Below are 25,748 nucleotides of genomic sequence, written 5' to 3'. Positions count from 1 at the left end.
ACGCCGTTCGCGCCGTGTTCCTGTCGGTTTGTGGCAGGAGCGGCGCGTAGTCGCGCGGCCCGTGCGTCATGCGCGCGGCGGCAGTTCGCAGCCGTCGGGGCCGCACGCGGCTGCGTCGTCGCCGTGGAATGCGACGCTCGCGCCGTCGTGCCACGCGCGCTCGAGCGCCTGCGCGAACACGTCGACCGGCTGCGCGCCGGACACCGCGTAACGGCCGCCGAACACGAACAGCGGCACGCCGCGTCCGCCGATCTGCGCGGCGCGCGCGACGTCGGCTTCGACCTCGTCGCGGTACGCATCGCTGCGCAGCGTCGCTTCGACGGCCGCGCGTTCGAGTCCCGCTTCGACCGCGAAGTCGGTCAGCGCCGCGTGGTCGAACAACGCGCCGTGCTCGCATAAATACGCGCGGTAGAGTCGCTCGGTCAGCGCGTGCGCATGACCGGTCGCCTGCCCGAGCTTCACGACGCGGTGTGCGTCGAGCGTGTCGCCGACGAGCGTGCCGGGCAGGTCGTAGCGCAGCCCGACGCTCGCGGCCGCGTCGGTCACCTGGCGCAGCATCTGGTCGACCTGCGCCGCCGACATCCGGTATTTGCCCGCGAGCATCGCCTCGACCGGTTCGACCGGCTGGCCCGGCATGAGCCGGAACGCGCGCAGCACGACGTCGACGTGCTGCGCATGCGGGAATGCGGCGAGCGCGTCGTCGAAGCGGCGCTTGCCGATCCAGCACCACGGGCAGATCAGGTCGGACCAGATCTCGACGGTGAGCATCGGGCGGGCAGGCGGGGCGGGCAGGGGCGTCATCGGCTGTTCGGCGGGAAAAAGTGTAACTGCGACTATAGCATTTGATGCGCCGGCGTTTCGTCGGGCGGCTGCGCTCGCAGACGCATCGTGCATGCCGGCTTGCCTCGCCGGCGCACGCGCGGCGGGCCGGCGGGGTGCAGTCGCGCTTACGCGTCGCCTTGCGTTTCCTTCAGGTGCTTGAGGTGTTTGTAGACGGTCGCGCGGCCCATCCCGAGCACGTTCGCGACGTAGTTGGCCGCGCTCTTGCCGCGGAACGCGCCTTCCGCGTACAGCGCTTCGACCAGCTCGCGCCGGTGCTCGCGCGTGAGACCGTTCAGGCCGACCTGCCGCTCGCGCAGCCAGCCGTGCAGGAACGTGTTGATGCGCTCCTGCCAGTCGTCGCGGAACAGCTCGTCCGGTTGCGCGACGATCCCCGCGCCCTTGATGAACACGTCGAGCGTCGCGCGCACGTCGTCGAACACCGCGATGTTGAAGTTGATGCACATCATCCCGGCCGGGCGGCCTTCGTCGTCGAACAGCACGTTGCTCACGCAACGCATGCGCCGGCCGTCCCAGTTCAGCTTTTCGTACGGGCCGATCACGCGCTCGCGCGCCGAGTGATCGATTTCTTCGAGTGCAGAATCGTCGCCGACCTCGCGCTTCGACAGGTTGTTGGCCAGGTACAGGACGGTCTGGTCGTGCAGGTCGTGGATCACGACTTCCGCATAGGGGAAGAACAGCGCCGCGATGCCGTCGGCGATTGGTGCGTAACGGGAGAGCAGCAGGTCTTTGACGGGGGATGGCTTCTTGCGCATCGGAATCGCGATCTCGGGTGAGCGGGGGCGCGGGCGGCGCGTTCGCGCGCGCTGGCACCGGCGCCGCGGCGGTTGCGCCATTGTATCTAGCCTGCGCAGACGGGCGGCTCATCCGCGCGGCTGTTCGCGCGAGAGCGGCCGGTGGCTCGCCGAGATGATGACCGGCGCGCCGACGATATCGACCCGCATTCGTATCGGCCTGTGGGCTTCGGTTGACTGCGGCCGGGCACGATGTGACGGCCGCTGTGCGAGCGGTTTTCACAGTTTTTCATTCGACTATACGTAGTGGCGAAAACTATGTCGATCGCAATGGTCTGCGTAATTGATCGGAAAGAAATCACCGATAAGAAAATAATAAATCCCGACGATTTTTAAATGCATTTCATCGAAATGAAATGCAAAAGGGATGGGCGGTCCATACGGGTATCGAAGGCGTGGCGACGAATGGCTGCAATGTGCGCGAATGTACCGGAACACGTTACCTGCGGCCTCGAAAACGTTACGTTACATCCGCAGTCCTCGATGCTCTTTCGTCTGACGAGTCGATGGAAATGCGCCGTCCTTTTCCCTATAGATCCATATAAATCCGTTATTGCGTCGCAATAAATAGCCGAGTCGAACCGTTTTATTAGGGTGGCATGCTTCGTGCAATCCGTCCCCATGCTTTATCAACGTAGTGCCAACCGAGATGGGGTAAACAAAGATGGGACAAAACATTAATTTGACGGGTGTGGCGCTGTCGGTCGCGACGGTGTTCGGGGTGCTGGCTTCCGGTTCGGCGATGGCGGCGGCGCTCGATGCGCTGCCGATTCCGCAAGTGATCGTGAATCCGCCGACGAACAACGTGTCGGTCGGGCTGGCCGCGACCGGCACGTCGCCGCTGGGCTCGGTGACCGTGACGACGGGCGGGGCCGGCGCGCTTCAGACGTCGCTCGGCAATCCGGCGCAGGCGTTGTCGGGGGTGGTGAATGGGTTGCCGGGCGCGCTGGGGGGCAGCGGCGGCACGGTGACGCCGCTCGCGCCGGTGCAGGGCGTGGTGAATCAGGTGACGGGCGCGTTGGGGAGTGTCGGGGGCGGCGCGAATCCGTTGGCGGCGGTGCAGGGCGCGGTCGGTCAAGTGACGGGTGCATTGGGTAACGTTGGCAGCGGTAACCCGGCCGGCGCATTGACCGGAGCACTCGGCACGGTGACCGGCGCATTGGGCAACGCTGGTGGCGGTAACCCGGCCGGCGCATTGACCGGCGCACTCGGCAACGTCGGCGGCGCGAATCCCCTTGCCCCTGTCCAGAACGTCATCGATCAGGTCACCGGCACGCTCGGCAGCGGCAATCCGGCCGGCGCGCTGGGCAACGGCGTCAACACGATCACGGGTGCGCTGGGCAACCTGGGTGGCGCCTCGAACCCGCTCGCGCCGGTGCAGGGCGCCGTCACGCAGGTGGCGGGCACGCTCGGCAACGGCAATCCGGCCGAAGCGCTGACGAATGCGGTGAACTCGGTGACCGGCGCGCTCGGCAACCTCGGCAGCACGAGCCCGCTGGCGCCGGTGCAGGGCGTCGTCAATCAGGTCGTCGGCACGCTGTCCGGCGCTGGCGGCAGCAACCCGATCGCGCCGATCACGAACCTCGTCAACGGCTTGCAGAACGCGCTGCCGACCGGCGGCAACGCCGCGGGCGCGCTGACCGGCGCACTCGGTACGGTCACCGGCGCCTTGGGTAACCTCGGCAGCACGAGCCCGCTGGCGCCGGTGCAAGGCGTCGTGAACCAGGTCGTCGGCACGCTCGGCGGCAGCAACCCGGCCGGTGCGCTGACCAACGCACTCGGCACGGTCACCGGCGCCTTGGGCAACCTCGGCGGCACGAACCCGTTGGCGCCGGTGCAGGGCGTCGTGAATCAGGTCGTCGGCACGCTCGCGGGCGCTGGCGGCGGCAACCCGATCGCGCCGATCACGAACCTCGTCGGCGGTCTGACCGGCGGCAACAACCCGGCCGGCGCGCTGACCGGCGCACTCGGCTCGGTGACGGGCGCGCTCGCGAACGGCCCGGCGGCACTCGGGCAGGCCGCGGGTGCGTTGACCGGTGCGGCCGGTTCTGCCGCCGCGGCCGGCGGCGGCTTGCTCGGCTCAGGCGCCAGCGCCGGGGGCAGCACGGCAGGCGCGGTCGGCTCGCTGGTGTCGACCACGGGCAATGCGACGGCGACGGTCGTCAACGCGGCCGGCACGACGGTGGGCACCGCGCTGGGCTCCACGCCGGGCCTGTCGGTCACGCCGCACTCGGGCAACGGTTCGGCGAACAACCCGCTCGCGCCGGTGTCGACGCTCCTCCAGGCAGTAACGGCCGCCTTGCCGAGGTAACCACCGCACAGCGCGCGGCGGCGGCGCATCGCTCGCCGCGCGCAATGCGTCACACGACGCGGCATGACTTCAACGTCATGCCGCGTTTTCTTTTGCATCGCGCCCGTTTCTCATCTCACCAATAGCCGATGCGCGCCCGCTGCAGTGGAGCGGCCGCGCGGAATAACCACCCACGCTCATTCGTTTACATACCGAGTCGCAGCGCACACGCACGGCGGGATAATGGTCGGCACCATGCCGAGCGTCCCGTCGGGCCGCACCGTGCCGCGATGCCACGCAAAGGAGAACGGCAATGAAGACGATGATGGTTGCGCTCGCGCTGACCGCCGCGATTGCACGCCCGGCCGCCGCCGAGCCGCCGCAGGTCGGCGACGGGAAACTGGTCGACGAACACCGGATGACGCTGTACGTGTTCGACCACGACGCGCCCGGCAAGAGCACGTGCACGGGCGCCTGCGTGGCGAACTGGCCGCCCGCGCTCGCCGACGGCTACGACCACGCAGCAGGCCCGCTCACCCTCGTCGCGCGCGACGACGGCAGCAAGCAATGGGCATATCGCGGCCGTCCGCTGTATCGCTGGAAGATGGACCGCAAGGCCGGCGACGCGAGCGGCGACGGGGTCGGCGGCATGTGGCACGTCGCGCGTCCCTGAGCGAGCGACGGCCTGACGGCGCGCGACGCGCGATGCGCGAGGCATCCGGATGAGCTACGAATCGGATCTGCTGGTATGGCTGCCGCATCTGACGCGGTATGCGCGCGCGCTGACGGGCGAGCGCGCGTGGGCCGACGATCTCGTGCAGGACACGCTCGAGCGCGCGCTGAACCGGCCGCCGCGCGACACCGCGAACCTGCGCGCGTGGCTGCTGACGTTGCTGCGGCACCGTTTCATCGACCAGTTGCGCGCGCGGCACGAGATCGCGGTGGACGATGCGACCGCGCCCTGGCAGACGATGGCCGCGCCGGGCGGCGAGATCGGCGGGCTGGTGTTGCGCGACGTGCAGCGCGCGCTGTACCGGCTGCCGGTCGAGCAACGCGAGGTGCTGCTGCTGGTGGCGCTCGAGGAACTGAGCTACCGCGATGCCGCTCAGGTGCTGGGCGTGCCGGTCGGGACGGTGATGTCGCGGCTGTCGCGGGCGCGCGAACAGATGCGCGTGCTGCTGTCCGGCGAGCCGCCGACGCACGGCACGGCCGCACTACGGGTGATCGGGAAGACATGATGGACGACGAACCGCGCACACCTTCGCACGATGCGGACGAAACCGCATCGGCCCAGCTGCTGTCGGCATTGCTCGATGGCGAACTGTCCGGGCCGGAGCGCCGCGAGGTGCTCGAGCGGCTGCGGTCCGATCCGCAGTCGGCCGACCGGTTCGCGCATTACGGCGCACAGCGCGACGCATTGCACGCGCTGTTTCCGCTGCCGCCCGCCGCGCCGGCGCTGTTCGTGCAGCGTCGCGCGTCGCGCCGGCACGCGGCCGCGTACGCATTCGCCGGGCTTGCGGCCGGGCTGCTGCTCAGCGTCGCGCTGCATGCCGGCTGGACGGCGTTCGGCGCAGCTCCCGCGTTCGCCGCGCGCGCGGACGCCGCATACGCGGTGTACGCGCTCGACCGCGACCATCCGGTCGAAGTCGGCGCGCACGATGCCGGCGATGCGGCGCGCCTGACCGGCTGGCTGTCCGCGCGGCTCGGGCGGCCGGTGCGCGCGCCGGCGCTCGACGAATACGGTTATGCGCTGCTCGGCGGCCGGCTGCTGCCGGGCGACGCCGGCCCGGCCGCGCAGCTGATGTATCAGCGTGCCGACGGCGCACGCGTGACGCTTTACATGACCGCGTACGACGCGCGGCGTCTCGCGCCGCGCGCGCTGTCGTCGCAAGGTCGCCATACGTATTTCTGGTCGGATCGCGGCATCGGTTACGCGCTGTCCGGCGATGGCGACGAACGCCGGCTGCGCGAGCTCGCGATCGATGCGTGCGGCGCACTCGGCGGCCCGACCGACGCGTGGAAGGGATGACCGCCCACCGTGCGGCGGCATGGAGCAGACGATGAATCCGAAGATCCTGAAGCTGTTGACGGCTGGCGCGCTCGCGGCAGGCACCGCGCTTGCTCGCGCTGATGCAACGGTGCCGACGCGCGTGCCGGTCGACGCGGACGGCGTGCAGCGCGTGACCATCGTCGGCGGCAGTTACTTCTTCCGCCCGGCGCTGGTGATCGTGCGCGCCGACGTACCGGTCGAGCTGACCGTATCGGCCGAGCCGGGCGTCGTGCCGCACAGTTTCGAAATAGACGCGCCGCAGGCCGGCATCGCGGTGCACACCGAATTGGCCACGACGCCGCGCACGCTGCGCTTCACGCCGACGCAGCCCGGTCGCTTCGCCTACTATTGCACGCACCGGCTGCTGTTCCTGCGCAGCCATCGCGAGCGCGGCATGGCGGGCGTGCTGGTCGTCGAGGCGGCGCCGTGATCGCCGCGCTGCTGGCCGCGAGCCTGATAGGAGCAAGCATGACAGCCGATCCCGTAACCGTCGCGCACGCCCATTTCGAGCAGGTTCACTCGTATCGGGCGACGATCCGCTCGTCGGCGCGCAGCGGCGAGCATGCCGAAATCCATTACGCGTACCTCAAACCCGGTTTCGTCCGGATGGACTTCGTGTCGCCGCATCACGGCGCCGTGCTCGCATACGATCCGGGCGACGGCAAGGTCCGGCTGCGTCCGTTCGGCGAGCATGTGCCGCCGGCGCTGACGCTGTCGCCGGCCAATCCGCTGGTACGCGACCACAGCGGCCACCGGGTCGACCGGTCGGACGTCGGCGAGTTGCTGCGCAACGTGCAGGCGCTGCAGCAGGGCGGCGCGACGGTGACCGAAGGCGAGGAAACGATCGGCGGCCGGGCCGCGCTGCGTGTGACGGTGACCGGCGCGCCCGCGCATGCGGTGGACGGCGTGCATCGCTACCGGTTGTGGCTCGACGCCGACGACGGTTTTCCGCTGAAGGTCGTCAGCTTCGCGGACGGCGACGGCGAGCCGCTCGAGACGGTGACGCTCGACGACGTCGAGATCGACGTCGCGTTTCCCGCCCGCTTTTTCGCGCCCTGATTCCGCTTCGTGCCGGAGGCTGCATGGCGGAATACCGGTTTTCGACGACCTGGCGCGTGGACGCGCCGCTCGCGGCCGTCTGGGACGCGATCTACCAGGTCGATCGCTGGCCCGAATGGTGGAAGGGCGCGGTGCGGACCGTCGAGCTCGAGCCGGGCGACGCGCGCGGCGTCGGCGCGCTGCAGCGCTATACGTGGAAGGGCGCGTTGCCGTACCGTCTGACCTTCGACATGCGCGTGCTGCGCGTCGAGCGGCCGCGCGTGCTCGCAGGCCGCGCGAGCGGCGCGATCGAAGGCGACGGCCGCTGGTCGTTCCGCGGCGACGGCGCGCGCACGGTCGTGCGCTACGACTGGCACATCCGCACGCGCGAACCCTGGATGAACTGGCTCGCGCCGGTCGCGCGTCCGCTGTTCACGTGGAATCACGACGTCGTGATGCGCGAAGGCGCGCGCGGGCTCGCGCGGCTGCTCGGCACCACCGTCGAGACCGACGGCCGGACGTTCCGGCCGGTCGCCGGCTGTCCGGATATGTAACGGCGCCGCACCGGTCGCCCGGTCGCCGCCCGGCGTGCCGGCTGGATTCTCGGCGCCGTGCGATGTTCGCGGAACTTGCTGCCGGCCACGTGTCAAATTGGTGCAACGATCGGGAAATCCCGTAGGGCAGCGGCGCTTCGATGCCTCGAAGCGACACCTATCTCCTTGTTTTGAAACGATTTGGTGCCTTCTTCGACCGCAATTCCACCGCTTTCGTGCCGCTGAAAAATCCTCCTGCTCCCCTTCTTGAATTTGTCAAAACCCGTCCATATAATTAGCACTCGCTGCACGAGAGTGCTAACAATTCTCTGCCGGGCGACCAGCCGGGCAGATTCCCTAAGCGTTCTTCAATCTCATTCAAGAGAGGAGTGAATATGAACCTTCGTCCGTTGCACGATCGCGTGATCGTCAAGCGCCTGGATCAGGAAACCAAGACCGCCTCGGGTATCGTGATTCCCGACGCAGCGGCCGAAAAGCCGGATCAAGGTGAAGTCCTGGCCATCGGCCCGGGCAAGCGCGACGACAAGGGCGCGCCGATCGCGCTCGACGTGAAGGTCGGCGACCGCGTGCTGTTCGGCAAGTACGCTGGCCAGACCGTCAAGGTCGACGGCCAGGAGCTGCTCGTCATGCGCGAAGAAGACATCATGGCCGTGGTCAACGCTAAGTAAGCGTCCACTGACGGTACATATTCCCAAGAATTCAAGGAGTTAGAAGATGGCAGCTAAAGACGTCGTATTCGGCGATTCCGCCCGTTCGAAGATGGTCGAAGGCGTGAACATTCTGGCCAACGCGGTCAAGGTCACGCTGGGTCCGAAGGGCCGCAACGTCGTGCTCGAGCGCAGCTTCGGCGGCCCGACGGTCACCAAGGACGGTGTGTCGGTCGCGAAGGAAATCGAGCTGAAGGACAAGCTCCAGAACATGGGCGCGCAAATGGTCAAGGAAGTGGCTTCCAAGACCAGCGACAACGCAGGCGACGGCACGACGACGGCAACCGTCCTCGCGCAATCGATCGTTCGCGAAGGCATGAAGTACGTCGCATCGGGCATGAACCCGATGGACCTGAAGCGCGGCATCGACAAGGCAGTCGCAGCGGCTGTCGAAGAGCTGAAGAAGATCAGCAAGCCGTGCACGACGAACAAGGAAATCGCACAGGTCGGCTCGATCTCGGCAAACAGCGACTCGTCGATCGGCGATCGCATCGCTGAAGCGATGGACAAGGTCGGCAAGGAAGGCGTGATCACCGTCGAAGACGGCAAGTCGCTGGCCGACGAGCTGGACGTCGTCGAAGGCATGCAATTCGACCGCGGCTACCTGTCGCCGTACTTCATCAACAACCCGGACAAGCAAGTCGCCGTCCTCGACAACCCGTTCGTGCTGCTGCACGACAAGAAGGTGTCGAACATCCGTGATCTGCTGCCGGTGCTCGAGCAAGTCGCGAAGGCTGGCCGTCCGCTGCTGATCATCGCTGAAGACGTCGAAGGCGAAGCGCTCGCAACGCTGGTTGTCAACAACATCCGCGGCATCCTGAAGACCGTTGCGGTCAAGGCGCCGGGCTTCGGCGATCGCCGCAAGGCCATGCTGGAAGACATCGCGATCCTGACCGGCGGTCAAGTCATCGCGGAAGAAACCGGCCTGACGCTCGAGAAGGCAACGCTGGCAGAACTGGGCCAGGCGAAGCGCATCGAAGTGGGCAAGGAAAACACGACGATCATCGACGGCGCAGGCGAAGCTGCAAGCATCGAAGCGCGCGTGAAGCAAGTTCGCACGCAAATCGAAGAAGCGACGTCGGACTACGACCGTGAAAAGCTGCAAGAGCGCGTGGCCAAGCTGGCCGGCGGCGTGGCAGTGATCAAGGTCGGTGCTGCGACCGAAGTCGAAATGAAGGAAAAGAAGGCACGTGTCGAAGACGCACTGCACGCAACGCGCGCAGCTGTCGAAGAAGGCATCGTGGCAGGCGGCGGCGTTGCGCTGATCCGCGCTCGCACCGCGATCGCAGGCCTGACCGGCGCGAACGCCGACCAGAACGCCGGCATCAAGATCGTGCTGCGCGCAATGGAAGAGCCGCTGCGCCAGATCGTCACGAACGGTGGCGAAGAAGCGAGCGTCGTGGTGGCGGCAGTTGCTGCAGGCAAGGGCAACTACGGCTACAACGCAGCGACGGGCGAGTACGTCGACATGGTTGAAGCCGGCGTCGTCGACCCGACCAAGGTCACGCGCACCGCACTGCAGAACGCAGCTTCGGTTGCGGGCCTGCTGCTGACGACGGACGCAGCTGTCGCAGAACTGCCGAAGGAAGACGCTCCGATGCCGGGCGGCATGCCGGGCGGCATGGGCGGCATGGGCATGGACATGTAATCGACTTCGGTCGATGGTGTCCGGAACGCGCAGCGATGCGCGTTCCAGCCAAAAGAAAAGACCCGCAGCGATGCGGGTCTTTTTTTATTTGCGTCAGGCCTTCGCGCCTTCGCATCTTCGCGGCAGCGGGCTGCCGCGAAAGCGTCCGTCAATGCCGATGCGACGTCCTCGGCACCGGCTCGACCTTCGTCGCGCGCGGCGTGTCGGTTTCCTCGTTGCTGCGCGCCCAGAAGAACCGGTCGGGCAGGTACGCGCCCATGCCGGGCCGGAATGCATCCCGCACCGACTGGTACAGGTATTCCTGCGCTTCGCGCACCGCTTCGGGCGGCTCCTGGCCGTTGGCGAGCAGCGCGGCGATCGCCGCGCCGAGCGTGTCGGTGATGCCCATCAGCCGGTGCGGCGAACGATCCCACATGTCCTCGCGCAGTTGGCCTTCCTCGCCGTACAGCGTGTTGACGAGCCGGTGCGAGCCCGTCTCCGACGACAGGATGTATTCGCAGCCCTGCGATAGCAGGTGCGACACGGCCGCGTCGAGATTCGGCGCCTCGGCGTCGCCGTCGGGCTGCGCGAGCGCGATCAGCGTCGCATGATCGGCGACCAGCAGCGTCGTCTGCGGCGCGAGCAGATCGGCGATCGACTCGCGCAGATCGTCCGCGGCGAGCACGTGCTCGTCGTCGAGCGTGAAGTCCGGCGCGAGCACGAGCGGCACGCCGTCGTAGTCGGCGACCACTTCCGCGATTGCGCTGACGACTTCCGCGCGCGTCGCCGCGCCGATCTTGAACGCGGCGACCGGCATGTCCTCGAGCAGCATGCGCGCCTGGGCGGCGACGACGTCTGGGTCGAGGCCGGTCACTTCTTCGCAGGCGGCCGAGTCGCGCACGGTATAGCCGGTCAGGACGGACACGCCGTGACAGCCCATGCTCGCCAGGGTCATCAGATCGGCTTGGAGGCCGGAGCCGCCGGTGGGATCGGACAGGCCGAAGGTAAGGACGATCGGAGGGGCGTTGCTGGGCATGTAGAAATGGGGCAAGAAAAAAACGGGAAAGCGACTGAGATGCGGACCGCGAGGCGAGATGGGCCGTTTGGGGCCCTGTGTTGCCCGGCAGGCCGCACGTTGCAGCCATTATGCGGCGGAAACCGGCCCGCACGATGGATTTTTTAGCGCGGCGCGACATAGTCGCGCTACTCGACCGCGATTGCTAGGCAGCCCGGCCCCGACACGGTACCATCATGGCTCCCGAATTTACCGACTTTCCCGACGCGGCTTAAGATGGAATACAAGAGCTGGATGTGCCTGATTTGTGGCTGGATTTATGACGAAGAAGCCGGGCTGCCCGAAGAGGGCATCGCACCGGGCACGCGCTGGGAAGACGTCCCGATCAACTGGACGTGCCCGGAATGCGGCGCCCGCAAGGAAGACTTCGAGATGGTCCAGATCTGATCGGGACCCCGGCCCACGGACACTCCGCTCCGGCCTCGCGGCTTCCCGGCGCTTGCACGGGCCGGCCGTCGCGAGCGACTCGACGATGACAGGCGCGCGTGTCCATGACGTCCGATCCGGCGAACATTCCCCTCCCTGACGCATTGCCCAACCCGCGCGGCGGCGCCGTGCGGGCGGCCGATGCGTGGCTCGCGGCCGCCGCCGACGCGGCCGTCGGCCACGACGATGCCGCCGGGCCGCTGTCGGCCGCTGCCGCCGTGCTGGCGGAAGCCGGCTGGCTGCCGGCCGCGCGCTTTGCCGGGCAACTGGCCGCCGCCGCGCCGCTGGTGGCGACGGAACCGACTTCCGCGGCGTGGCGCGCGGCGCTCGCCGATTTCCGCGCGGCGGTCGCGCGGCACAATCTGCGCGAGCTGGCCTGCTCGCCGCTCCTCTTCGATCATTTCCGGACGCTGCGCGCGCAAAGCGCCGCGGACCTGCACGCGAGCGTGCCGCACGACGTGCTGGCGCTCGTCGGACGCGCGCTGCCGCGGGCGACGCTGCGCGCGCTGCCCGATGCGTTCGCAAGCCGCGCGCGGGCTCGTTACGAGCAGGCTTTGCTCGGCGTGCTGCGCGCGACGGCCGGCACGCCGGACACGGCGCTCGACGAACTCGACACGACGCTCACTGCGCTCGCCGACGGGTCGCCCTACGACTTCTGGCGGCTCGGCGCCGCATGCCTGCGCGCGCTGCGCGCGAGCGCGGCGCCGGAGCTGAAGCGGTTTCTCGCCCGGACCAATCTGCTGCTGCGCGAACAGGCGCAGGGCCGTCGCGAAGCGCAGCCCGAACTCGTGCGCGAGACCGTTGCGTTGCTATGGCGCGATTTAGCGTTGTACGGCGCGGCGGCCGAGGACGTCGCACTCGTCGACGTGCTGCACGACTACGGTCTGACGGTCGACTGGCACGTCGCCGGCACGCCCGCGTCCGAAGCGCTGTGGGAGGCCGGCGCCGCACGCGCCGAGCACGACGCGATCGCGGCGGCGCCCACGCGCCTGCTCGGCGTCGTGACCGTCAACGCGCACGCTTATGAGGATTTCCTGCAGACGGCCGGCGCGTCGATGGCCGACCTGGCCGTCGATCCGGCCGCGGCCGATGCGGGTGACGCATGGCGCGCGTCGGCGGCCGCGTATCGTGTCGGGACGGCCGCGTGTGCGCTCGGGCTCGGCCACACGGCGCTGCTGGCCGACACGCTCGGCGTCGCGTGGCGCCTTGCCGCGCATGGCGTGCCGCTCGCCGACGGCGCCCGCGCCGCGCACGCTCGCGCATCCGACATGCTGCGCGCCGCGCTGCTGAAGATCGCGGCCGGCGTGGCGCCGCCCGACCTGACGGCGGCGTCCGAGGCGCTCGGCGCGGCGCTCGCGCGGGCATGAAGCGAGACCGGCCGGAGGACGGGCGGCAGCCGTCGTTTGGCGGGGCGGCAACACGCTGCCGACAGCACGCGCGCGCATGTTAGAGTGCCGTGTGATCCGCGCGCGCCGTTGCCAGCGTGGCGCGGCGTTGCTTGTTGATCGCGGCCCGGTCAGGCCGCGGCGTCTTTGCTAAAATTCAAACCATGTCAAAGCCTTCCGATCGCATCAATCTCACCAACCAGTTCCTGATCGCCATGCCGAACATGGCGGATCCGACGTTTTCGGGAACGGTGGTCTACCTTTGCGATCACAGCGAGCGCGGCGCGCTCGGCCTCGTCATCAACCGTCCCACCGACATCGATCTCGAATCGCTGTTCAATCGCATCGACCTGAAGCTCGACATCGAGCCGCTGCTGCACATTCCCGTGTACTTCGGCGGCCCGGTGCAGACCGAGCGCGGCTTCGTGCTGCACGAGCCGGTCGAAGGCGCGAACTACAACTCGTCGATGTCGATCGAGGGCGGGCTGGAGATGACGACGTCGAAGGACGTGCTCGAAGCGGTCGCGACGGGTACCGGCCCGAAGCGCTTCCTGTTGACGCTCGGCCACGCCGGCTGGGGCGCCGGCCAGCTCGAGGAAGAAATTTCCCGCAACGGCTGGCTGACCGTGCCGGCCGACCCGCGCATCGTGTTCGACACGCCGGCCGAGGAGCGCTTCGAAGCCGCGCTCGGCCTGCTGGGCGTCAGCTCGTCGATGCTGTCCGGCGAAGCAGGGCACGCATGAGCGGCGCGAGCGCGCGCGATGCGACGTTCCTGGCGTTCGATTACGGCGAGAAGCGGATCGGCGTCGCGCTCGGCAATGCGCTGACGCGCTCGGCCCGCGCGCTCGTCGTGATTCCCAACCTGAACCGCGAGCACCGCTTCAAGGCGGTCGGCGAGCTGCTGGCCGAATGGCGGCCCGACGCGCTGGTGGTCGGCCTGCCGATGCATCCCGACGGCACGCCGCACGACATGACGCAGCAGGCGAAGCGCTTCGGCAATCAGCTGAACGGCCGCTTCGGGCTGCCCGTCACGTGGGTCGACGAACGCTATTCGTCGGTCGAGGCCGAAGCCGGGCTGCGCGAGCGCAACGTCCGCGGCCGCGCGCGCACCGACATGCTGGACGCCGAGGCCGCGCGCGTGATCCTTCAACAGTATTTCGATGAATTGTCCGACCATGAGCACCATTGACGCCGACGCGCTCTATCGCGTCCTGCTCGACCAGATCCGCGGCGCGTACGGCACCGCGTTCGCCGAGCCGGGCGGCCCGCGGCTCGCCGGCATTCACAGCGGCGGCGCATGGCTCGCCGAGCGTCTCGCGCGCGATCTCGGCGCGCCGGCCTTCGGCGTCGTGAACGTCGCGCTGCATCGCGACGACTACGCGAAGAAGGGGCTGCACAGCCAGGCGAGCCCGACGTCGCTGCCGTTCGACGTCGACGGCGCGCGCATCGTGCTGGTCGACGACGTGCTGTACACCGGCCGCACCGTGCGGGCCGCGCTCAACGAGCTGTTCGACTACGGCCGTCCGGCTGCGGTCGAGCTCGCGGTGCTCGCCGATCGCGGCGGCCGCGAGCTGCCCGTCGCCGCGCGCTTCTCGGGCGGCTCGCTCGACGTGCCGGCCGACGCGACGCTCGTGCTGGCGCGGGACGATGCCGCGCAGTTCACGCTGCGCGTCGAGGCGCGCGGCGCCTGATCGAATCGCGCAACCGTATCCCGGGCCGCCGGTTCGTACCGCGGCCCGTTTGCATAGTTGGAATCACGCACATCATGACCACCGACACCACTGGCCGCACCGGCAAGCCCGCCGCGGCCGCGAGCCCCGAGCGGTTCCGCTACGGCTTCCTGAAGGGCAATCCGCAGCTCACGAAGAACGGCGAGCTGAAACATCTGCTGTCGATCGAGGGCCTGCCGCGCTCGATCGTGAATCACATCCTCGATACGGCCGAGCAGTTCGTCAGCGTGACGGACCGCGAGGTGAAGAAGGTGCCGCTGTTGCGCGGCAAGTCGGTGTTCAACCTGTTCTTCGAGAACTCGACGCGCACGCGCACCACCTTCGAAATCGCCGCGACGCGCCTGTCGGCCGACGTGCTGAACCTGAACATCAACGCGTCGTCGACGAGCAAGGGCGAGTCGCTGCTCGACACCATCAACAACCTGTCGGCGATGCATGCCGACCTGTTCGTCGTGCGCCATGCGTCGAGCGGCGCGCCGTACCTGATCGCCGAGCACTGCGCGCCGCACGTGCACGTGATCAACGCCGGCGACGGCCGTCATGCGCACCCGACGCAGGGCCTGCTCGACATGTACACGATCCGCCATTACAAGCGCGACTTCACGAAGCTGCGTGTGGCGATCGTCGGCGACATCCTGCACTCGCGGGTTGCGCGCTCGGACATCCACGCGCTGACCACGCTCGGCGTGCCCGAAGTGCGCGCGATCGGCCCGCGCACGCTGCTGCCGGGCGGTCTCGAGCAGATGGGCGTGAAGGTGTTCCACAACCTCGACGAAGGGCTGAAGGGCGTCGACGTGATCATCATGCTGCGCCTGCAGAACGAGCGGATGAGCGGCGCGCTGCTGCCGTCCGCGCAGGAATACTTCAAGACCTGGGGCCTGACGCCCGAGCGCCTCGCGCTCGCCGCGCCCGACGCGATCGTCATGCATCCGGGGCCGATGAACCGCGGCGTCGAGATCGACTCGCAGGTCGCGGACGGCCCGCAGTCGGTCATTCTCAACCAGGTCACGTTCGGCATCGCCGTGCGGATGGCGGTGATGGGCATCGTCGCCGGCAACAACGACTGAGCCCGCGTTCGCGCGCCCCATTCAAGCAATCAACGCATTCACAGACAGCGCATGAAGATTCATATCCAAGGCGGCACGCTGATCGATCCGGTCGCCGGCACCGAACGGCAGGCTGACGTATTCGTCGCGGACGGCAAGATCGCCGCGCTCGGCACGGCTCCGGCCGGTTTCAACGCAGACCGGACCATCGACGCGACCGGCCTGATCGTCTCGCCCGGCCTCGTCGACCTGTGCGCGCGGCTGCGCGAGCCCGGCTACGAGCACAAGGCGACGCTCGCCTCCGAGATGGCCGCGGCGGTCGCCGGGGGCGTCACGACGCTCGTGTGCCCGCCCGACACCGACCCCGTGCTCGACGAGCCGGGCCTCGTCGAGATGCTCAAGTTCCGCGCGCGCAACCTGCGGCAGGCGAACGTGCATCCGCTCGGCGCGCTCACCGTCGGCCTGAAGGGCGAAGTGATCACCGAGATGGTCGCGCTGACCGAATCGGGCTGCGTCGGCTTCACGCATGCGAACGTGCCGGTGCGCGACACGCAGGTGCTGCTGCGCGCGCTGCAATACGCGAGCACCTATGGCTATACGACGTGGCTGCGCCCGCAGGACGCGTTCATCGGCCGCGGCGGCGTGGCGGCGAGCGGTGCGCTCGCGTCGCGGCTCGGCTTGTCCGGCGTGCCGGTGGCCGCGGAGACCATCGCGCTGCACACGATCTTCGAACTGATGCGCGTGACCGGCGCGCGCGTGCACCTTGCGCGCCTGTCGTCGGCCGCCGGCCTCGCGCTCGTGCGCGAGGCGAAGGCCGAGGGGCTGCCCGTCACCTGCGATGTGGGCGTGAATCATCTGCACTTGATCGACGTCGATATCGGCTACTTCGATTCGCAGTTCCGGCTCGATCCGCCGCTGCGCGGCGAGCGCGATCGCGAAGCGATCCGCGCGGCGCTCACGGACGGCACGATCGATGCGATCTGCTCCGACCACACGCCGGTCGACGACGACGAGAAGCTGCTGCCGTTCGCCGAAGCCACGCCGGGCGCGACGGGGCTCGAGCTGCTGCTGTCGCTGACGGTGAAATGGGCCGACGAAACCGGCACGCCGCTCGCGCAGGCGCTGCGCCGCATCACCGCCGCGCCGGCCGATGTGCTGCAGCTGCCGGCAGGGCGCCTCACCGAAGGCGGCGCCGCCGACCTGTGCGTGTTCGATCCGCGTGCGCACTGGCGCGTCGAGCCGCGTGCGCTGAAGAGCCAAGGCCACAACTCGCCGTTCCTCGGCTACGAATTGCCTGCTTGCGTGCGCGCGACGCTCGTGGGCGGGCACGTCGCGTTCGAGCGCCACTGAACCACGCCGGATCTTCGTCATGATCGCACTTCGCAAGCTGCGTCTCGTTTTTCATCTGTTGCGCGGGATGGCGATCGTCGCGCTGCGCTTTTCGCACGTATCGCCCGCGCGCCGTGCGGAGATGACGCGCCGCTGGTCGATCAAGATGCTGCGGATCTGCGGGATGCGCGTCGTCGTCCACAACGACGGCGCGCGCGTCGATGCGGGAGCACTCGTCGTCGGCAATCACGTGTCGTGGCTCGATATCTATACGGTCAACGCGTGGCGGCCGACGCCGTTCGTGTCGAAGGCCGAGGTGCGGCAGTGGCCGGTGGTCGGCTGGCTCGCCGAGAAGCTCGATACCGTGTTCCTGCAGCGCGAGAAGCGCACCGAGGCGATGCGCGTCATGCACGAAATGGCCGAGCGGCTGCGCAACGGCGGCGTGATGTGCGTGTTCCCGGAGGGCACCACGTCGGACGGGCAGGGGTTGCTGCCGTTTCACGCGAACCTGTTCCAGGCTGCGGTGTCGGCGGGCTGCGCGGTGCAGCCGATCTGCCTGATGTACGAGGACGCGCAGGGGCGGCAGTCGGTCACGCCGGCCTACACGGGCGAGCTGGCGCTCGGCAAGTCGCTCGACATGGTGTTGCGCGGCGGCCCGCTCGTCGCGCATCTGTACGTGTGCGAGCCGATCGCGCCGGGCGGCGATCGCCGCGCGACGTCGGCGGCGGCGCGCGACGCGATCGCGGCCGCGCTCGAAGCGATGCAGGCGCAGGTCGGCAAGCCGTCGCCCGAAGCGCTGGCGGAGCTCGAGCGGCATGCATATCCGGTGAGCGAAGTCGGCGCCGCGGCGGCCGGTGATACGGCGGCCGAGGAGCCGGTGCCGGGGCGCGAAGGCTGATGCTTCATTCGGCCCGCGCGCTGTGCGTGCGGGTCATTCGCCGCCGGGCGTGCGGCACGCGTCGCATTGCACCTGCGTGACCGTGCGCTGCGCCGGGTCGGCCGTGAGCCGGACGGCCGACAACTGGTTTCCCCATACACATCCCGAATCGAGCGCGACGAGGTTGTCGCGCAGCATCAACCCGAGCGCGGCCCAGTGGCCGAATACGACCGTCACGTTCTCCGTGCGGCGTGCCGGCGCGTCGAACCACGGCAGGTAGCCGGGCGGCGCGCTGTCGGGGCCGCCGTTCGCCTTGAACTCCATCGCGCCGTCGGGCGTGCAGAAGCGCAGACGCGTGAACGCGTTGAACGCGACGCGCATCCGGTCGCGTTTTTTCAGGTTCGGGTTCCACTGGTTCGGCTCGTTGCCGTATAGCGCCTGCAGCGTTTCCCGCCAGTCGGGGGCGCGCAGCGCGCGCTGGAGTTCGTCGGCGAGTTCGAGCGCGAGCGTGACGTCCCATTGAGGCAGCACGCCCGCGTGGACGAGGAGCTTGCCGTCGTCGAAATGTGCGAACGGGCGGTGGCGCACCCAGTCGAGCAGGGCGGCGGCGTCGGGGGCGGCGAGGATCTCGCCGATGGTGTCGCCGGGACGCTCGGTGCGGATGCCGGCTGAGACTGCGAGCAGGTGGAGGTCGTGGTTGCCGAGGACGACGGTGGCGCGGGGGCCGAGGTCGACCACGGCGCGGAGGGCGGCGAGTGAGCCGGGGCCGCGGTTGACGAGGTCGCCGGCGATCCAGAGGGGGGTGTCGGAGGGCGGCGACAGCTTTTGCAGTAGCGTATTGAAAGCTGAATGGCAGCCTTGGATGTCGCCGATGGCGAGGGGGGTGTGAGTCATGACAGGTGACTGTTACAATTTGTGACGTTCGCGAAACATGATCACCAAAATGTGCCGGATACGCAAATTTTGTTCTCCTGAAGCGGACAATGGGAATGAAAATTTATCCGATAGGCAAGGGGCGGAGCGCTGTTTCAAGTTGTTAGCGGCATGGCTTTTGCGCGGCGCGGGTCCCTATAATTGCTTCTTTTCCCAACAAAATTAGCACTTCGTGACTTTGACGGCCGGGGCGACCGGGTAAAATCCTCGGCCTGATGTGACTGTCATTGTCACCTGCCATTCTCAGCGGCAAGCGCCGATTGGTGCTTGCCGCGCTTTACTAGAGGGAGCCTCATGATCCTGGTTACGGGCGGCGCGGGTTTTATTGGTGCCAACTTTGTTCTCGACTGGCTGCGCGAATCTGCCGAAGCCGTGCTCAATGTCGACAAGCTCACGTATGCGGGCAATCTCCGTACGCTGCAGTCCCTCGACGGCAATCCGAAGCACGTGTTCGCACGCGTCGACATCTGCGATCGTACCGCGCTCGACGCGCTGTTCGCCGAGCACAAGCCGCGCGCCGTGCTGCACTTCGCCGCCGAAAGCCACGTCGACCGCTCGATCCACGGCCCGGCCGACTTTGTTCAGACCAACGTCGTCGGCACGTTCACGCTGCTGGAAGCCGCCCGCCAATACTGGAATGGCCTGAACGATGCCGACAAGGCGGCGTTCCGTTTCCTGCACGTGTCGACCGACGAAGTGTTCGGCTCGCTGTCGGCGACGGACCCGCAGTTCTCCGAAACGACGCCGTATGCACCGAATAGCCCCTATTCGGCGACGAAGGCCGGTTCCGACCATCTCGTGCGTGCATACCATCATACATACGGCCTCCCGACGCTGACCACGAACTGTTCGAACAACTACGGTCCGTACCAGTTCCCCGAGAAGCTGATCCCGCTGATGATCGCGAACGCGCTCGCCGGCAAGCCGCTGCCGGTGTACGGCGACGGCCAGAACGTGCGCGACTGGTTGTATGTCGGTGACCACTGCAGTGCGATTCGCGAGGTGCTGGCGCGCGGCGTGCCGGGTGAGACGTACAACGTCGGCGGCTGGAACGAGAAGAAGAACCTCGAAGTCGTGCACACGCTGTGCGACCTGCTCGACAAGGCGCGGCCGAAGGCTGCCGGGTCGTATCGCGACCAGATCACCTACGTGACGGACCGTCCGGGACACGATCGACGCTACGCGATCGATGCGCGCAAGCTCGAGCGCGAACTCGGCTGGAAGCCGGCGGAAACATTCGAAACCGGCCTGGCCAAGACGGTCGACTGGTATCTCGACAATCAGGCGTGGGCCGACGAAGTGGCGTCGGGCGAATACCGCAAATGGGTCGAGACCAACTACGCGCAACGCAGCTGAGGAGACACGCGATGGCACGTAAAGGCATCATCCTCGCGGGCGGTTCGGGCACGCGGCTGTATCCGATCACGCACGTCGTGTCGAAGCAGCTGCTGCCGGTGTACGACAAGCCGATGATTTACTACCCGCTGTCGACGCTGATGGTCGCCGGCATTCGCGACGTACTGATCATCTCGACGCCGCAGGACACACCGCGCTTCGAGGCGATGCTCGGCGACGGCAGCCAGTGGGGGATGAACATCCAGTACGCGGTGCAGCCGTCGCCTGACGGGCTGGCGCAGGCGTTCATCATCGGCAAGGAATTTGTCGGAAACGATCCGTCGGCGCTCATTCTCGGCGACAACATTTTCTACGGGCACGATCTCGCGGGACAGCTCGAGCGGGCGGATGCACGTGAGTCCGGGGCGACTGTATTCGCCTACCATGTCCACGACCCGGAGCGATATGGTGTCGTTGAGTTCGACAAGTCGTTCCGTGCGATTTCTATCGAAGAGAAGCCGCCGCAGCCCCGCTCAAACTACGCAGTGACGGGATTGTACTTCTACGACAATCGGGTCTGCGACATCGCGGCGGAGATCAAACCATCCGCGCGCGGCGAACTGGAGATCACCGATGTCAATTCACGCTATCTGCTGGATGGGGTGCTCAACGTCGAGATCATGGGGCGCGGTTACGCGTGGCTAGATACGGGAACTCACGACTCGTTGATCGAGGCCGCGAGCTTTATTGCGACGCTGCAGAAGCGACAAGGTTTGGTCGTGGCATGTCCGGAGGAAATTGCATTCCGGAAGCACTGGATCGACGGGGAGCAACTGTCCAGACTCGCGCAGCCGCTCGCCAAGAATGGCTACGGTCAGTACCTCAAGAACATTCTTACGGATCAGGTTGCATGGGCATCGAAGTAAAAGCGACAGCGATTCCAGACGTCAAATTGATCGTTCCCCGTGTGTTCGGGGACGCGCGCGGCTTTTTTCTCGAGAGCTTTAATGCGCGCGAATTTTCCGAGAAGCTCGGCGTCGATGCGCCGTTCGTTCAGGACAATCATTCGCGCTCGACGAAAGGTGTGCTTCGCGGTCTGCACTATCAAATTGAGCATTCGCAGGGCAAGCTCGTCCGCGTGGTGGATGGCGAGGTATTTGATGTCGCTGTAGACATTAGGAAAAGTTCGCCTACCTTCGGGAAATGGGTCGGCGCTGTCCTCAGCGCGTCGAATTTTCACCAGCTTTGGATTCCGCCGGGCTTCGCGCATGGATTCGTTGTGTTATCGGAAACGGCGGATTTCCAGTACAAGACCACCGATTACTGGTACCCGGAGCATGAGCGCAGCATAGCGTGGAATGACCCGGAAATTGGTATCGAGTGGCCAATCGACTTTCAGCCCAAGCTGGCAGCGAAAGATCTGGCGGGCCGGCCTTTGAGCGAAGCGGACGTTTTCGCGTGAGAGGTATTGTGAATAAGCCGACAATTGTTGTCACGGGCGTGAGCGGACAGGTTGGCTTCGAACTCCAGCGCACTCTTCAGTGCCTAGGGCATGTTGTGCCTTGCGATCGCGCTACTCTCGACCTGTCCGACCTCGCGCGCGTGCGTGAATTCATCCGGAGAACCGCGCCCTCAATCATCGTCAATCCAGCTGCCTATACCGCAGTGGATCGGGCCGAGACTGATGAAGTGATGGCAATGCGCATCAATGCGGAGCTACCTGCGACCCTTGCTCAAGAGGCGGCGTCGCTGGGTGCGGTGCTTGTCCATTATTCGACCGACTATGTTTTCGACGGGCAGAAAGCCGGACCCTATGTCGAAGACGATCAGCCGAACCCACAAAATGTCTACGGGAAGAGCAAACTCGCCGGCGAGCTCGGTATTGCCGCGGCAGCTTGTGCTCACCTGATCTTGCGTACGAGCTGGGTTTACGGGCGGCGGGGTAAGAACTTCCTGCTGACGATGCAGCGACTTGCCGCTGAACGTCCAGAGTTGAAGGTGGTGGATGATCAGATCGGTGCGCCGACCTGGTCTCGGACAATTGCAGAGGCAACTGGGCAGATTATTTCGCAAGGCATCGCTGCAAACAGCTCCCAATGGTGGCGGGAGCGCTCGGGTGTTTACCACCTTACTGCAGCAGGTGAGACGTCGTGGTGTGGCTTTGCGAAGGCAATTCTTCAGCGTGATGGCAATCATGCCGATACGGTGGTGGTGCCGATCTCCTCGCGCGAATACCCGACACCCGCTGCGCGACCATCTAATTCCAGAATGAGCGCGGCGAAGATATCCACGGTATTTGGTCTGCACATGCCTGCATGGGACGAGGCGCTGGGCCTTTGTCTCGGTGATTGATCGAATGACCGAGTGTTCCGTTTCCTCCCAAAAGACCGGCATTGTCGTCGTCTTTTATCGTCCCAATGCTGATTGCATACGTAATGCGAATCGCCTCGTTGGTTTTGGCGATTGCATCGTTGTGGACAATACGGAGGGCAACCACAATGCGGGCCTTCTCGGACTTGATCCGGAGATCGAGTACATCGCGAACGGACGAAATCTGGGGATTGCAACAGCATTGAATCAGGGTGTCGAGCGTTTGCTGGAGCGCGGTTGTCGCTGGGCTTTGCTATTTGATCAAGACAGCCAGCCGACATCTGAGCTCCTGACCGGTTTGCCAAAGCGGATCGATGTCGCAGTCAGACGCAATCCCCGTGTTGCGCTTGCCGGTCCAGCGTATGCAGATGCGAGGTTGGGGGGCGTTGCGCCGTTCATTCAATTCCGCCATTTTTCACTCAAACGCATTCGACCAACATCGACTGAGCCGGTGTCGGTAGATTTTCTGATCACATCGGGATCGTGCCTCAATTTGTCGTTATGGCATGAAATTGGTCCGATGGACGATTCGTTATTTATCGATTTCGTCGACCTCGAGTGGTGCGTTCGCGCTCGTGCGCGTGGTTGTCTTATTCTCGGTATACCGGACATCACGCTAGTACACGAATTGGGAGGTGAGCCGGTCAGAGTGTTTGGTCGGCTCTATCCGAGCCACAGCGCGCTACGGCATTACTACTTGTTTCGAAATGCTGTACTTCTAATCAAGCGGGACTATGTTCCGCTGAGTTGGAAGAGTACCGAGCTGATCAAGTTCCCGTTCAGGCTTGCCATCTATGGCGCGTTCATGACTCCGAGGATGCAGCACATTCGCCTGTCTCTGCTGGGGTTGTGGCACGGGCTGAGCGGGCGTAGTGGAAGGCTGGATCTGCAATGAAGTTTGACACAGAGATTCTGATATCGATTGATGGTTCTTATGTTCAATAGTGCACTAATTGACCTGCGGCAGAGTTTGGCATCTTGGCGGCTCTGGACGTTGCTGGGGTGGCTCGAAATCCGCCAACGATATGCTCGCTCGCGGGTAGGGCCGTTCTGGCTCACCATCAGCATGGGCGTGATGGTTGGCTCATTGGGCGTCGTTTATGGCACGCTCTTCGGTCAGAAAATGAGCGATTATCTGCCCTTCCTTGCGACGAGCATCGTCATGTGGGGCTTCTTTTCCCAGGTGGTCCAAGAGGGCAGCCTGTCATACATCAATAGTGGCTCCTACATCCGCCAGACACCAACCGCAAAAATTCTCTTCGTTTTGCAGGTCGTGTGGCGGAATCTGGTGGTGTTGAGCCACAATTTTGCCATCATCCTCATACTGCTCGTCGTCTTCGGCGTAAAGGACTGGATATCGTTGGTCTTCTTCGTGCCGGCATTCTGTCTCTACGTCCTGAACGCCGTGTGGATCGCGATGTTGGCCGGCCTCTTGTCGGCCCGGTTTCGGGACCTCCCTCAGATCATCGGGGCGTTTCTCCAAGTTGCGTTCTACGTGACGCCGATCATCTTCAAGCCGAATTCATTAAATCGATTCTCATTCATCGTTGAGTGGAATCCCCTGGCCTACATGATCGATATCGTTCGTGCTCCGTTGATCGGCGAGATCCCGGGCGCTACTACGTGGATCGTTGTTGGGGGAATGGCTCTGGTCGGCTGGCCCGTCGCATTGATGTTGACCGGGCGCTATCTCAAGCGTATCCCGTACTGGATTTGAGGGACCGAAAGTGGCTTACATAGAACTCAAAAACGCGACACTAGATTTGCCCATCTACGACCTTCAGGGGCGATCCCTGAAGAAAAAGGTGATGCGAATGGGGCGGCGAAATACCATCGCTGAGGACAACGATGGAGTAATTGTTGTTCGCGCCCTTGATAGTGTCTCGATGCGATTCCAGAGCGGCGATCGAGTGGGGCTGATCGGGCACAACGGTGCAGGGAAATCGACTTTGCTCCGAACGATGGCTGGGATCTATACGCCAACGTCCGGAGAAGTGCAGCGAAGCGGAAAGGTCGTGCCACTGCTGGATATCAGCCTCGGAATGGACGAGAATTCTACAGGCCTGCAGAACATTCGCCTGCGGGGCCTGTTGCTCGGTATGTCCGATACAGAAATCAGGGCAAAGCAAGAAGAAATTGCCGAATTTTGTGAGCTTGGCGACTACCTAGACTTACCGATTCGGACGTACTCAAGTGGCATGAGGGTCCGTCTTGCATTCGCAGTGTCGACAGCTGTGGACGCGGAGATCCTGTTGCTGGACGAAGTCATGGGGGTGGGCGATGCGTCCTTCATGCAAAAGGCTAAGACGCGACTGCAGGACTTGCACGGTCGCGCCGAGATTGTCGTCCTCGCCATGCACTCCAACGCCGAAATTCGTCGGGTGTGCAATAAGGTGTTATGGATGGAAAGAGGCCGCGTCCATCGATTTGGCGACGTCGAAGAAGTGCTCCAGGAATACGAGGCCCAGGTGTGAGTCACTTCGTATCGGTGTCGTCCATCGTGGAAGGGAGCCGTCGAACGCGACACGTCTCTCTCAAAGAACCAGCAGGAGTTCAGTCGGTACCGCAACTATGACGATGATGTACTTCAATGACCACAAGCTTCGGTTCATTCGTATCCCGAAGAATGCGTGCTCGACGGTTATCAATACCCTGGGTTTCTCAAGAACCCAAGGACGAAATCCGCATCACGTTGGGGAACCGTTCGCTGATGCTCCGGCGGACGCCGTCGACTGGCCGTGCCTCGTGGTACTGCGAGATCCCTTCGAGCGGGTTGTATCTGCATACCTGAACAAGTTCACGGAAATTCTGCCCGACGAACTATTCGTGCACGAGCTTGTCGAGTACATGTGGCGAGCTCAAAGAGGGAAACCCCGTCCGTCATCTACGTCGTCAATTACGTTCCGGGAGTTCGTAACACATCTGTGCGCCTTTCCTGATGAGCAGCTCGATCCTCATTGGCGCAGCCAGTCGGCGTTCCTGACCGAGAAACCGACAATCTTCCTCCGCATGGAAGCACTGCGGGATCAGTGGATCAGTCACCCGTTGTTGAGGGAAATTGAACTCAAGACATATGCGCCGCACGCGACTAAGTCAAACCTCAACGTTGGCATCAACGTACTTGACGTAAGCGGTGAAGCGTTCCTTGGATTCAAGGAAATCTGCGGACAGTTCCCGGCATCGTCACAGTTCCGAGATTTGGATCTCGTTGAGCGTGTCCGTGCAAGGTTTGCGCAAGATTACGCGCTGATCGACTCCGTGTTTGGTTCGTCCGAAAAGTAAGTAGTACACGGCTTCGCTCATGGCCATGCGGCGATGCAACGCAATATCAAAGATCTGGCG

29 protein-coding genes are annotated in these 25,748 nt (G+C 65.4%); 25 read left to right on the top strand and 4 right to left on the bottom strand.

The genetic code is table 11. The features are described 5' to 3' along the window. Positions 1-66 precede the first annotated feature (66 nt). Together C3Y15_RS15775 and C3Y15_RS15770 are read right to left on the bottom strand one after the other, a co-directional pair. Positions 67-801, bottom strand: a complete 735-nt coding sequence (locus C3Y15_RS15775) for a DsbA family oxidoreductase (RefSeq protein ID WP_059462536.1) — start codon at positions 799-801, stop codon at positions 67-69. Positions 802-947: 146 nt separating this feature from the next. Further along, positions 948-1,595: a PAS domain-containing protein gene (locus tag C3Y15_RS15770; RefSeq protein ID WP_034194486.1), complete on the bottom strand. Its 648-nt coding sequence runs from the start codon at positions 1,593-1,595 to the stop codon at positions 948-950. Positions 1,596-2,298: 703 nt separating this feature from the next. Here C3Y15_RS15770 and C3Y15_RS15765 point away from each other — a divergent pair. From C3Y15_RS15765 to groL, 9 genes are all read left to right on the top strand, one after another. After that, positions 2,299-3,945 carry a hypothetical protein gene (locus tag C3Y15_RS15765; protein WP_134206847.1) on the top strand — a complete coding sequence of 549 codons (1,647 nt, stop codon included), beginning with the start codon at positions 2,299-2,301 and terminating at the stop codon, positions 3,943-3,945. A gap of 292 nt (positions 3,946-4,237) precedes the next feature. Beyond that, positions 4,238-4,597: a hypothetical protein gene (locus C3Y15_RS15760; protein WP_059462534.1), complete on the top strand. Its 360-nt coding sequence runs from the start codon at positions 4,238-4,240 to the stop codon at positions 4,595-4,597. Positions 4,598-4,646: 49 nt separating this feature from the next. Beyond that, entirely contained in the window at positions 4,647-5,162 is a 516-nt protein-coding gene (locus C3Y15_RS15755; protein ID WP_059462533.1) for a sigma-70 family RNA polymerase sigma factor, read from the top strand. Next, positions 5,162-5,953 (top strand): anti-sigma factor, encoded by a 792-nt coding sequence (locus C3Y15_RS15750; RefSeq protein WP_011883496.1) that lies wholly within the window; start codon positions 5,162-5,164, stop codon positions 5,951-5,953. The genes C3Y15_RS15755 and C3Y15_RS15750 overlap by 1 nt, the downstream gene beginning before the upstream one ends. A 31-nt stretch (positions 5,954-5,984) precedes the next feature. Beyond that, positions 5,985-6,404, top strand: coding sequence for a hypothetical protein (locus C3Y15_RS15745; protein ID WP_059462550.1), 420 nt, complete (start codon positions 5,985-5,987; stop codon positions 6,402-6,404). Next, positions 6,401-7,033, top strand: a complete 633-nt coding sequence (locus C3Y15_RS15740) for a membrane protein (protein WP_014722546.1) — start codon at positions 6,401-6,403, stop codon at positions 7,031-7,033. The genes C3Y15_RS15745 and C3Y15_RS15740 overlap by 4 nt, the downstream gene beginning before the upstream one ends. A 23-nt stretch (positions 7,034-7,056) precedes the next feature. After that, on the top strand, positions 7,057-7,566 hold the full coding sequence (locus C3Y15_RS15735; RefSeq protein WP_011883502.1) for an SRPBCC family protein: 510 nt from the start codon (positions 7,057-7,059) through the stop codon (positions 7,564-7,566). A gap of 374 nt (positions 7,567-7,940) precedes the next feature. After that, positions 7,941-8,234: a co-chaperone GroES gene (gene groES / locus C3Y15_RS15730; protein ID WP_004186661.1), complete on the top strand. Its 294-nt coding sequence runs from the start codon at positions 7,941-7,943 to the stop codon at positions 8,232-8,234. Positions 8,235-8,280: 46 nt separating this feature from the next. After that, a complete protein-coding gene (gene groL, locus C3Y15_RS15725) occupies positions 8,281-9,921 on the top strand; it encodes a chaperonin GroEL (RefSeq protein ID WP_011883504.1) in 1,641 nt (546 codons plus the stop codon). A 148-nt stretch (positions 9,922-10,069) separates the two neighbouring features. Here the strand turns inward: groL and C3Y15_RS15720 are convergent, their stop codons facing one another. Continuing rightward, a complete protein-coding gene (locus tag C3Y15_RS15720; protein WP_034194489.1) occupies positions 10,070-10,936 on the bottom strand; it encodes a hydroxymethylpyrimidine/phosphomethylpyrimidine kinase in 867 nt (288 codons plus the stop codon). Positions 10,937-11,191: 255 nt separating this feature from the next. Here C3Y15_RS15720 and C3Y15_RS15715 point away from each other — a divergent pair, with 255 nt between their 5' ends. The 8 genes from C3Y15_RS15715 (at position 11,192) to C3Y15_RS15680 (ending at position 17,789) form a co-directional block, all read left to right on the top strand. Further along, positions 11,192-11,362 (top strand): rubredoxin, encoded by a 171-nt coding sequence (locus C3Y15_RS15715; protein ID WP_004186709.1) that lies wholly within the window; start codon positions 11,192-11,194, stop codon positions 11,360-11,362. 104 nt (positions 11,363-11,466) lie between these two features. Then, positions 11,467-12,768 (top strand): hypothetical protein, encoded by a 1,302-nt coding sequence (locus C3Y15_RS15710; RefSeq protein ID WP_124260100.1) that lies wholly within the window; start codon positions 11,467-11,469, stop codon positions 12,766-12,768. A gap of 182 nt (positions 12,769-12,950) precedes the next feature. Continuing rightward, positions 12,951-13,529, top strand: a complete 579-nt coding sequence (locus C3Y15_RS15705; protein ID WP_011883507.1) for a YqgE/AlgH family protein — start codon at positions 12,951-12,953, stop codon at positions 13,527-13,529. Then, positions 13,526-13,975, top strand: a complete 450-nt coding sequence (gene ruvX, locus C3Y15_RS15700) for a Holliday junction resolvase RuvX (protein WP_011883510.1) — start codon at positions 13,526-13,528, stop codon at positions 13,973-13,975. Before C3Y15_RS15705 ends, ruvX begins: the two co-directional genes overlap by 4 nt. Then, on the top strand, positions 13,962-14,477 hold the full coding sequence (pyrR, locus tag C3Y15_RS15695) for a bifunctional pyr operon transcriptional regulator/uracil phosphoribosyltransferase PyrR (protein ID WP_011883512.1): 516 nt from the start codon (positions 13,962-13,964) through the stop codon (positions 14,475-14,477). Before ruvX ends, pyrR begins: the two co-directional genes overlap by 14 nt. A 74-nt stretch (positions 14,478-14,551) precedes the next feature. Further along, positions 14,552-15,583, top strand: a complete 1,032-nt coding sequence (locus C3Y15_RS15690; RefSeq protein ID WP_014722549.1) for an aspartate carbamoyltransferase catalytic subunit — start codon at positions 14,552-14,554, stop codon at positions 15,581-15,583. Between the two features lie 51 nt (positions 15,584-15,634). Beyond that, a complete protein-coding gene (locus C3Y15_RS15685) occupies positions 15,635-16,912 on the top strand; it encodes a dihydroorotase (RefSeq protein ID WP_046426289.1) in 1,278 nt (425 codons plus the stop codon). Between the two features lie 19 nt (positions 16,913-16,931). Further along, positions 16,932-17,789, top strand: coding sequence for a lysophospholipid acyltransferase family protein (locus C3Y15_RS15680; protein WP_046426291.1), 858 nt, complete (start codon positions 16,932-16,934; stop codon positions 17,787-17,789). Positions 17,790-17,822: 33 nt separating this feature from the next. Here the strand turns inward: C3Y15_RS15680 and C3Y15_RS15675 are convergent, their stop codons facing one another. Further along, positions 17,823-18,662: a symmetrical bis(5'-nucleosyl)-tetraphosphatase gene (locus C3Y15_RS15675; RefSeq protein WP_069246152.1), complete on the bottom strand. Its 840-nt coding sequence runs from the start codon at positions 18,660-18,662 to the stop codon at positions 17,823-17,825. 333 nt (positions 18,663-18,995) lie between these two features. Between C3Y15_RS15675 and rfbB the strand changes: the two genes are divergently transcribed. From rfbB to C3Y15_RS15635, 8 genes are all read left to right on the top strand, one after another. Next, on the top strand, positions 18,996-20,057 hold the full coding sequence (gene rfbB, locus C3Y15_RS15670; RefSeq protein WP_034194494.1) for a dTDP-glucose 4,6-dehydratase: 1,062 nt from the start codon (positions 18,996-18,998) through the stop codon (positions 20,055-20,057). A gap of 11 nt (positions 20,058-20,068) precedes the next feature. Next, a complete protein-coding gene (gene rfbA, locus C3Y15_RS15665; protein WP_034194495.1) occupies positions 20,069-20,962 on the top strand; it encodes a glucose-1-phosphate thymidylyltransferase RfbA in 894 nt (297 codons plus the stop codon). Next, positions 20,947-21,498 carry a dTDP-4-dehydrorhamnose 3,5-epimerase gene (rfbC, locus tag C3Y15_RS15660; RefSeq protein WP_059558988.1) on the top strand — a complete coding sequence of 184 codons (552 nt, stop codon included), beginning with the start codon at positions 20,947-20,949 and terminating at the stop codon, positions 21,496-21,498. Before rfbA ends, rfbC begins: the two co-directional genes overlap by 16 nt. 5 nt (positions 21,499-21,503) lie before the next feature. Further along, positions 21,504-22,388: a dTDP-4-dehydrorhamnose reductase gene (gene rfbD / locus C3Y15_RS15655; protein WP_080484326.1), complete on the top strand. Its 885-nt coding sequence runs from the start codon at positions 21,504-21,506 to the stop codon at positions 22,386-22,388. A 4-nt stretch (positions 22,389-22,392) separates the two neighbouring features. Then, positions 22,393-23,301, top strand: coding sequence for a glycosyltransferase family 2 protein (locus C3Y15_RS15650; RefSeq protein ID WP_051974451.1), 909 nt, complete (start codon positions 22,393-22,395; stop codon positions 23,299-23,301). A gap of 39 nt (positions 23,302-23,340) precedes the next feature. Beyond that, entirely contained in the window at positions 23,341-24,123 is a 783-nt protein-coding gene (locus tag C3Y15_RS15645; RefSeq protein WP_034194515.1) for an ABC transporter permease, read from the top strand. 10 nt (positions 24,124-24,133) lie between these two features. Then, on the top strand, positions 24,134-24,880 hold the full coding sequence (locus C3Y15_RS15640) for an ABC transporter ATP-binding protein (RefSeq protein ID WP_059459216.1): 747 nt from the start codon (positions 24,134-24,136) through the stop codon (positions 24,878-24,880). 103 nt (positions 24,881-24,983) lie between these two features. Next, complete coding sequence (locus C3Y15_RS15635; RefSeq protein WP_166677050.1) at positions 24,984-25,688, top strand: sulfotransferase family 2 domain-containing protein; 705 nt, start codon at positions 24,984-24,986, stop codon at positions 25,686-25,688. Positions 25,689-25,748 lie beyond the last annotated feature (60 nt).

Source organism: Burkholderia sp. B10 (genome assembly GCF_004368385.1).
GTDB classification, from domain to species: domain Bacteria; phylum Pseudomonadota; class Gammaproteobacteria; order Burkholderiales; family Burkholderiaceae; genus Burkholderia; species Burkholderia vietnamiensis.
Note: the sequence above shows the minus strand (reverse complement) of the source record. Positions and strands in the feature narration are given on the sequence as shown.

Bases quoted from the DNA above. Each gene is read 5' to 3' on its own strand.
- C3Y15_RS15775 (WP_059462536.1), bottom strand. From the start codon at position 801: ATGACGCCCCTGCCCGCCCCGCCTGCCCGCCCGATGCTCACCGTCGAG.
- C3Y15_RS15770 (WP_034194486.1), bottom strand. From the start codon at position 1,595: ATGCGCAAGAAGCCATCCCCCGTCAAAGACCTGCTGCTCTCCCGTTAC.
- C3Y15_RS15765 (WP_134206847.1), top strand. From the start codon at position 2,299: ATGGGACAAAACATTAATTTGACGGGTGTGGCGCTGTCGGTCGCGACG.
- C3Y15_RS15760 (WP_059462534.1), top strand. From the start codon at position 4,238: ATGAAGACGATGATGGTTGCGCTCGCGCTGACCGCCGCGATTGCACGC.
- C3Y15_RS15755 (WP_059462533.1), top strand. From the start codon at position 4,647: ATGAGCTACGAATCGGATCTGCTGGTATGGCTGCCGCATCTGACGCGG.
- C3Y15_RS15750 (WP_011883496.1), top strand. From the start codon at position 5,162: ATGGACGACGAACCGCGCACACCTTCGCACGATGCGGACGAAACCGCA.
- C3Y15_RS15745 (WP_059462550.1), top strand. From the start codon at position 5,985: ATGAATCCGAAGATCCTGAAGCTGTTGACGGCTGGCGCGCTCGCGGCA.
- C3Y15_RS15735 (WP_011883502.1), top strand. From the start codon at position 7,057: ATGGCGGAATACCGGTTTTCGACGACCTGGCGCGTGGACGCGCCGCTC.
- groES (WP_004186661.1), top strand. From the start codon at position 7,941: ATGAACCTTCGTCCGTTGCACGATCGCGTGATCGTCAAGCGCCTGGAT.
- groL (WP_011883504.1), top strand. From the start codon at position 8,281: ATGGCAGCTAAAGACGTCGTATTCGGCGATTCCGCCCGTTCGAAGATG.
- C3Y15_RS15720 (WP_034194489.1), bottom strand. From the start codon at position 10,936: ATGCCCAGCAACGCCCCTCCGATCGTCCTTACCTTCGGCCTGTCCGAT.
- C3Y15_RS15715 (WP_004186709.1), top strand. From the start codon at position 11,192: ATGGAATACAAGAGCTGGATGTGCCTGATTTGTGGCTGGATTTATGAC.
- C3Y15_RS15710 (WP_124260100.1), top strand. From the start codon at position 11,467: ATGACGTCCGATCCGGCGAACATTCCCCTCCCTGACGCATTGCCCAAC.
- C3Y15_RS15705 (WP_011883507.1), top strand. From the start codon at position 12,951: ATGTCAAAGCCTTCCGATCGCATCAATCTCACCAACCAGTTCCTGATC.
- ruvX (WP_011883510.1), top strand. From the start codon at position 13,526: ATGAGCGGCGCGAGCGCGCGCGATGCGACGTTCCTGGCGTTCGATTAC.
- pyrR (WP_011883512.1), top strand. From the start codon at position 13,962: ATGAGCACCATTGACGCCGACGCGCTCTATCGCGTCCTGCTCGACCAG.
- C3Y15_RS15690 (WP_014722549.1), top strand. From the start codon at position 14,552: ATGACCACCGACACCACTGGCCGCACCGGCAAGCCCGCCGCGGCCGCG.
- C3Y15_RS15685 (WP_046426289.1), top strand. From the start codon at position 15,635: ATGAAGATTCATATCCAAGGCGGCACGCTGATCGATCCGGTCGCCGGC.
- C3Y15_RS15680 (WP_046426291.1), top strand. From the start codon at position 16,932: ATGATCGCACTTCGCAAGCTGCGTCTCGTTTTTCATCTGTTGCGCGGG.
- C3Y15_RS15675 (WP_069246152.1), bottom strand. From the start codon at position 18,662: ATGACTCACACCCCCCTCGCCATCGGCGACATCCAAGGCTGCCATTCA.
- rfbB (WP_034194494.1), top strand. From the start codon at position 18,996: ATGATCCTGGTTACGGGCGGCGCGGGTTTTATTGGTGCCAACTTTGTT.
- rfbA (WP_034194495.1), top strand. From the start codon at position 20,069: ATGGCACGTAAAGGCATCATCCTCGCGGGCGGTTCGGGCACGCGGCTG.
- rfbC (WP_059558988.1), top strand. From the start codon at position 20,947: ATGGGCATCGAAGTAAAAGCGACAGCGATTCCAGACGTCAAATTGATC.
- C3Y15_RS15650 (WP_051974451.1), top strand. From the start codon at position 22,393: ATGACCGAGTGTTCCGTTTCCTCCCAAAAGACCGGCATTGTCGTCGTC.
- C3Y15_RS15645 (WP_034194515.1), top strand. From the start codon at position 23,341: ATGTTCAATAGTGCACTAATTGACCTGCGGCAGAGTTTGGCATCTTGG.
- C3Y15_RS15635 (WP_166677050.1), top strand. From the start codon at position 24,984: ATGATGTACTTCAATGACCACAAGCTTCGGTTCATTCGTATCCCGAAG.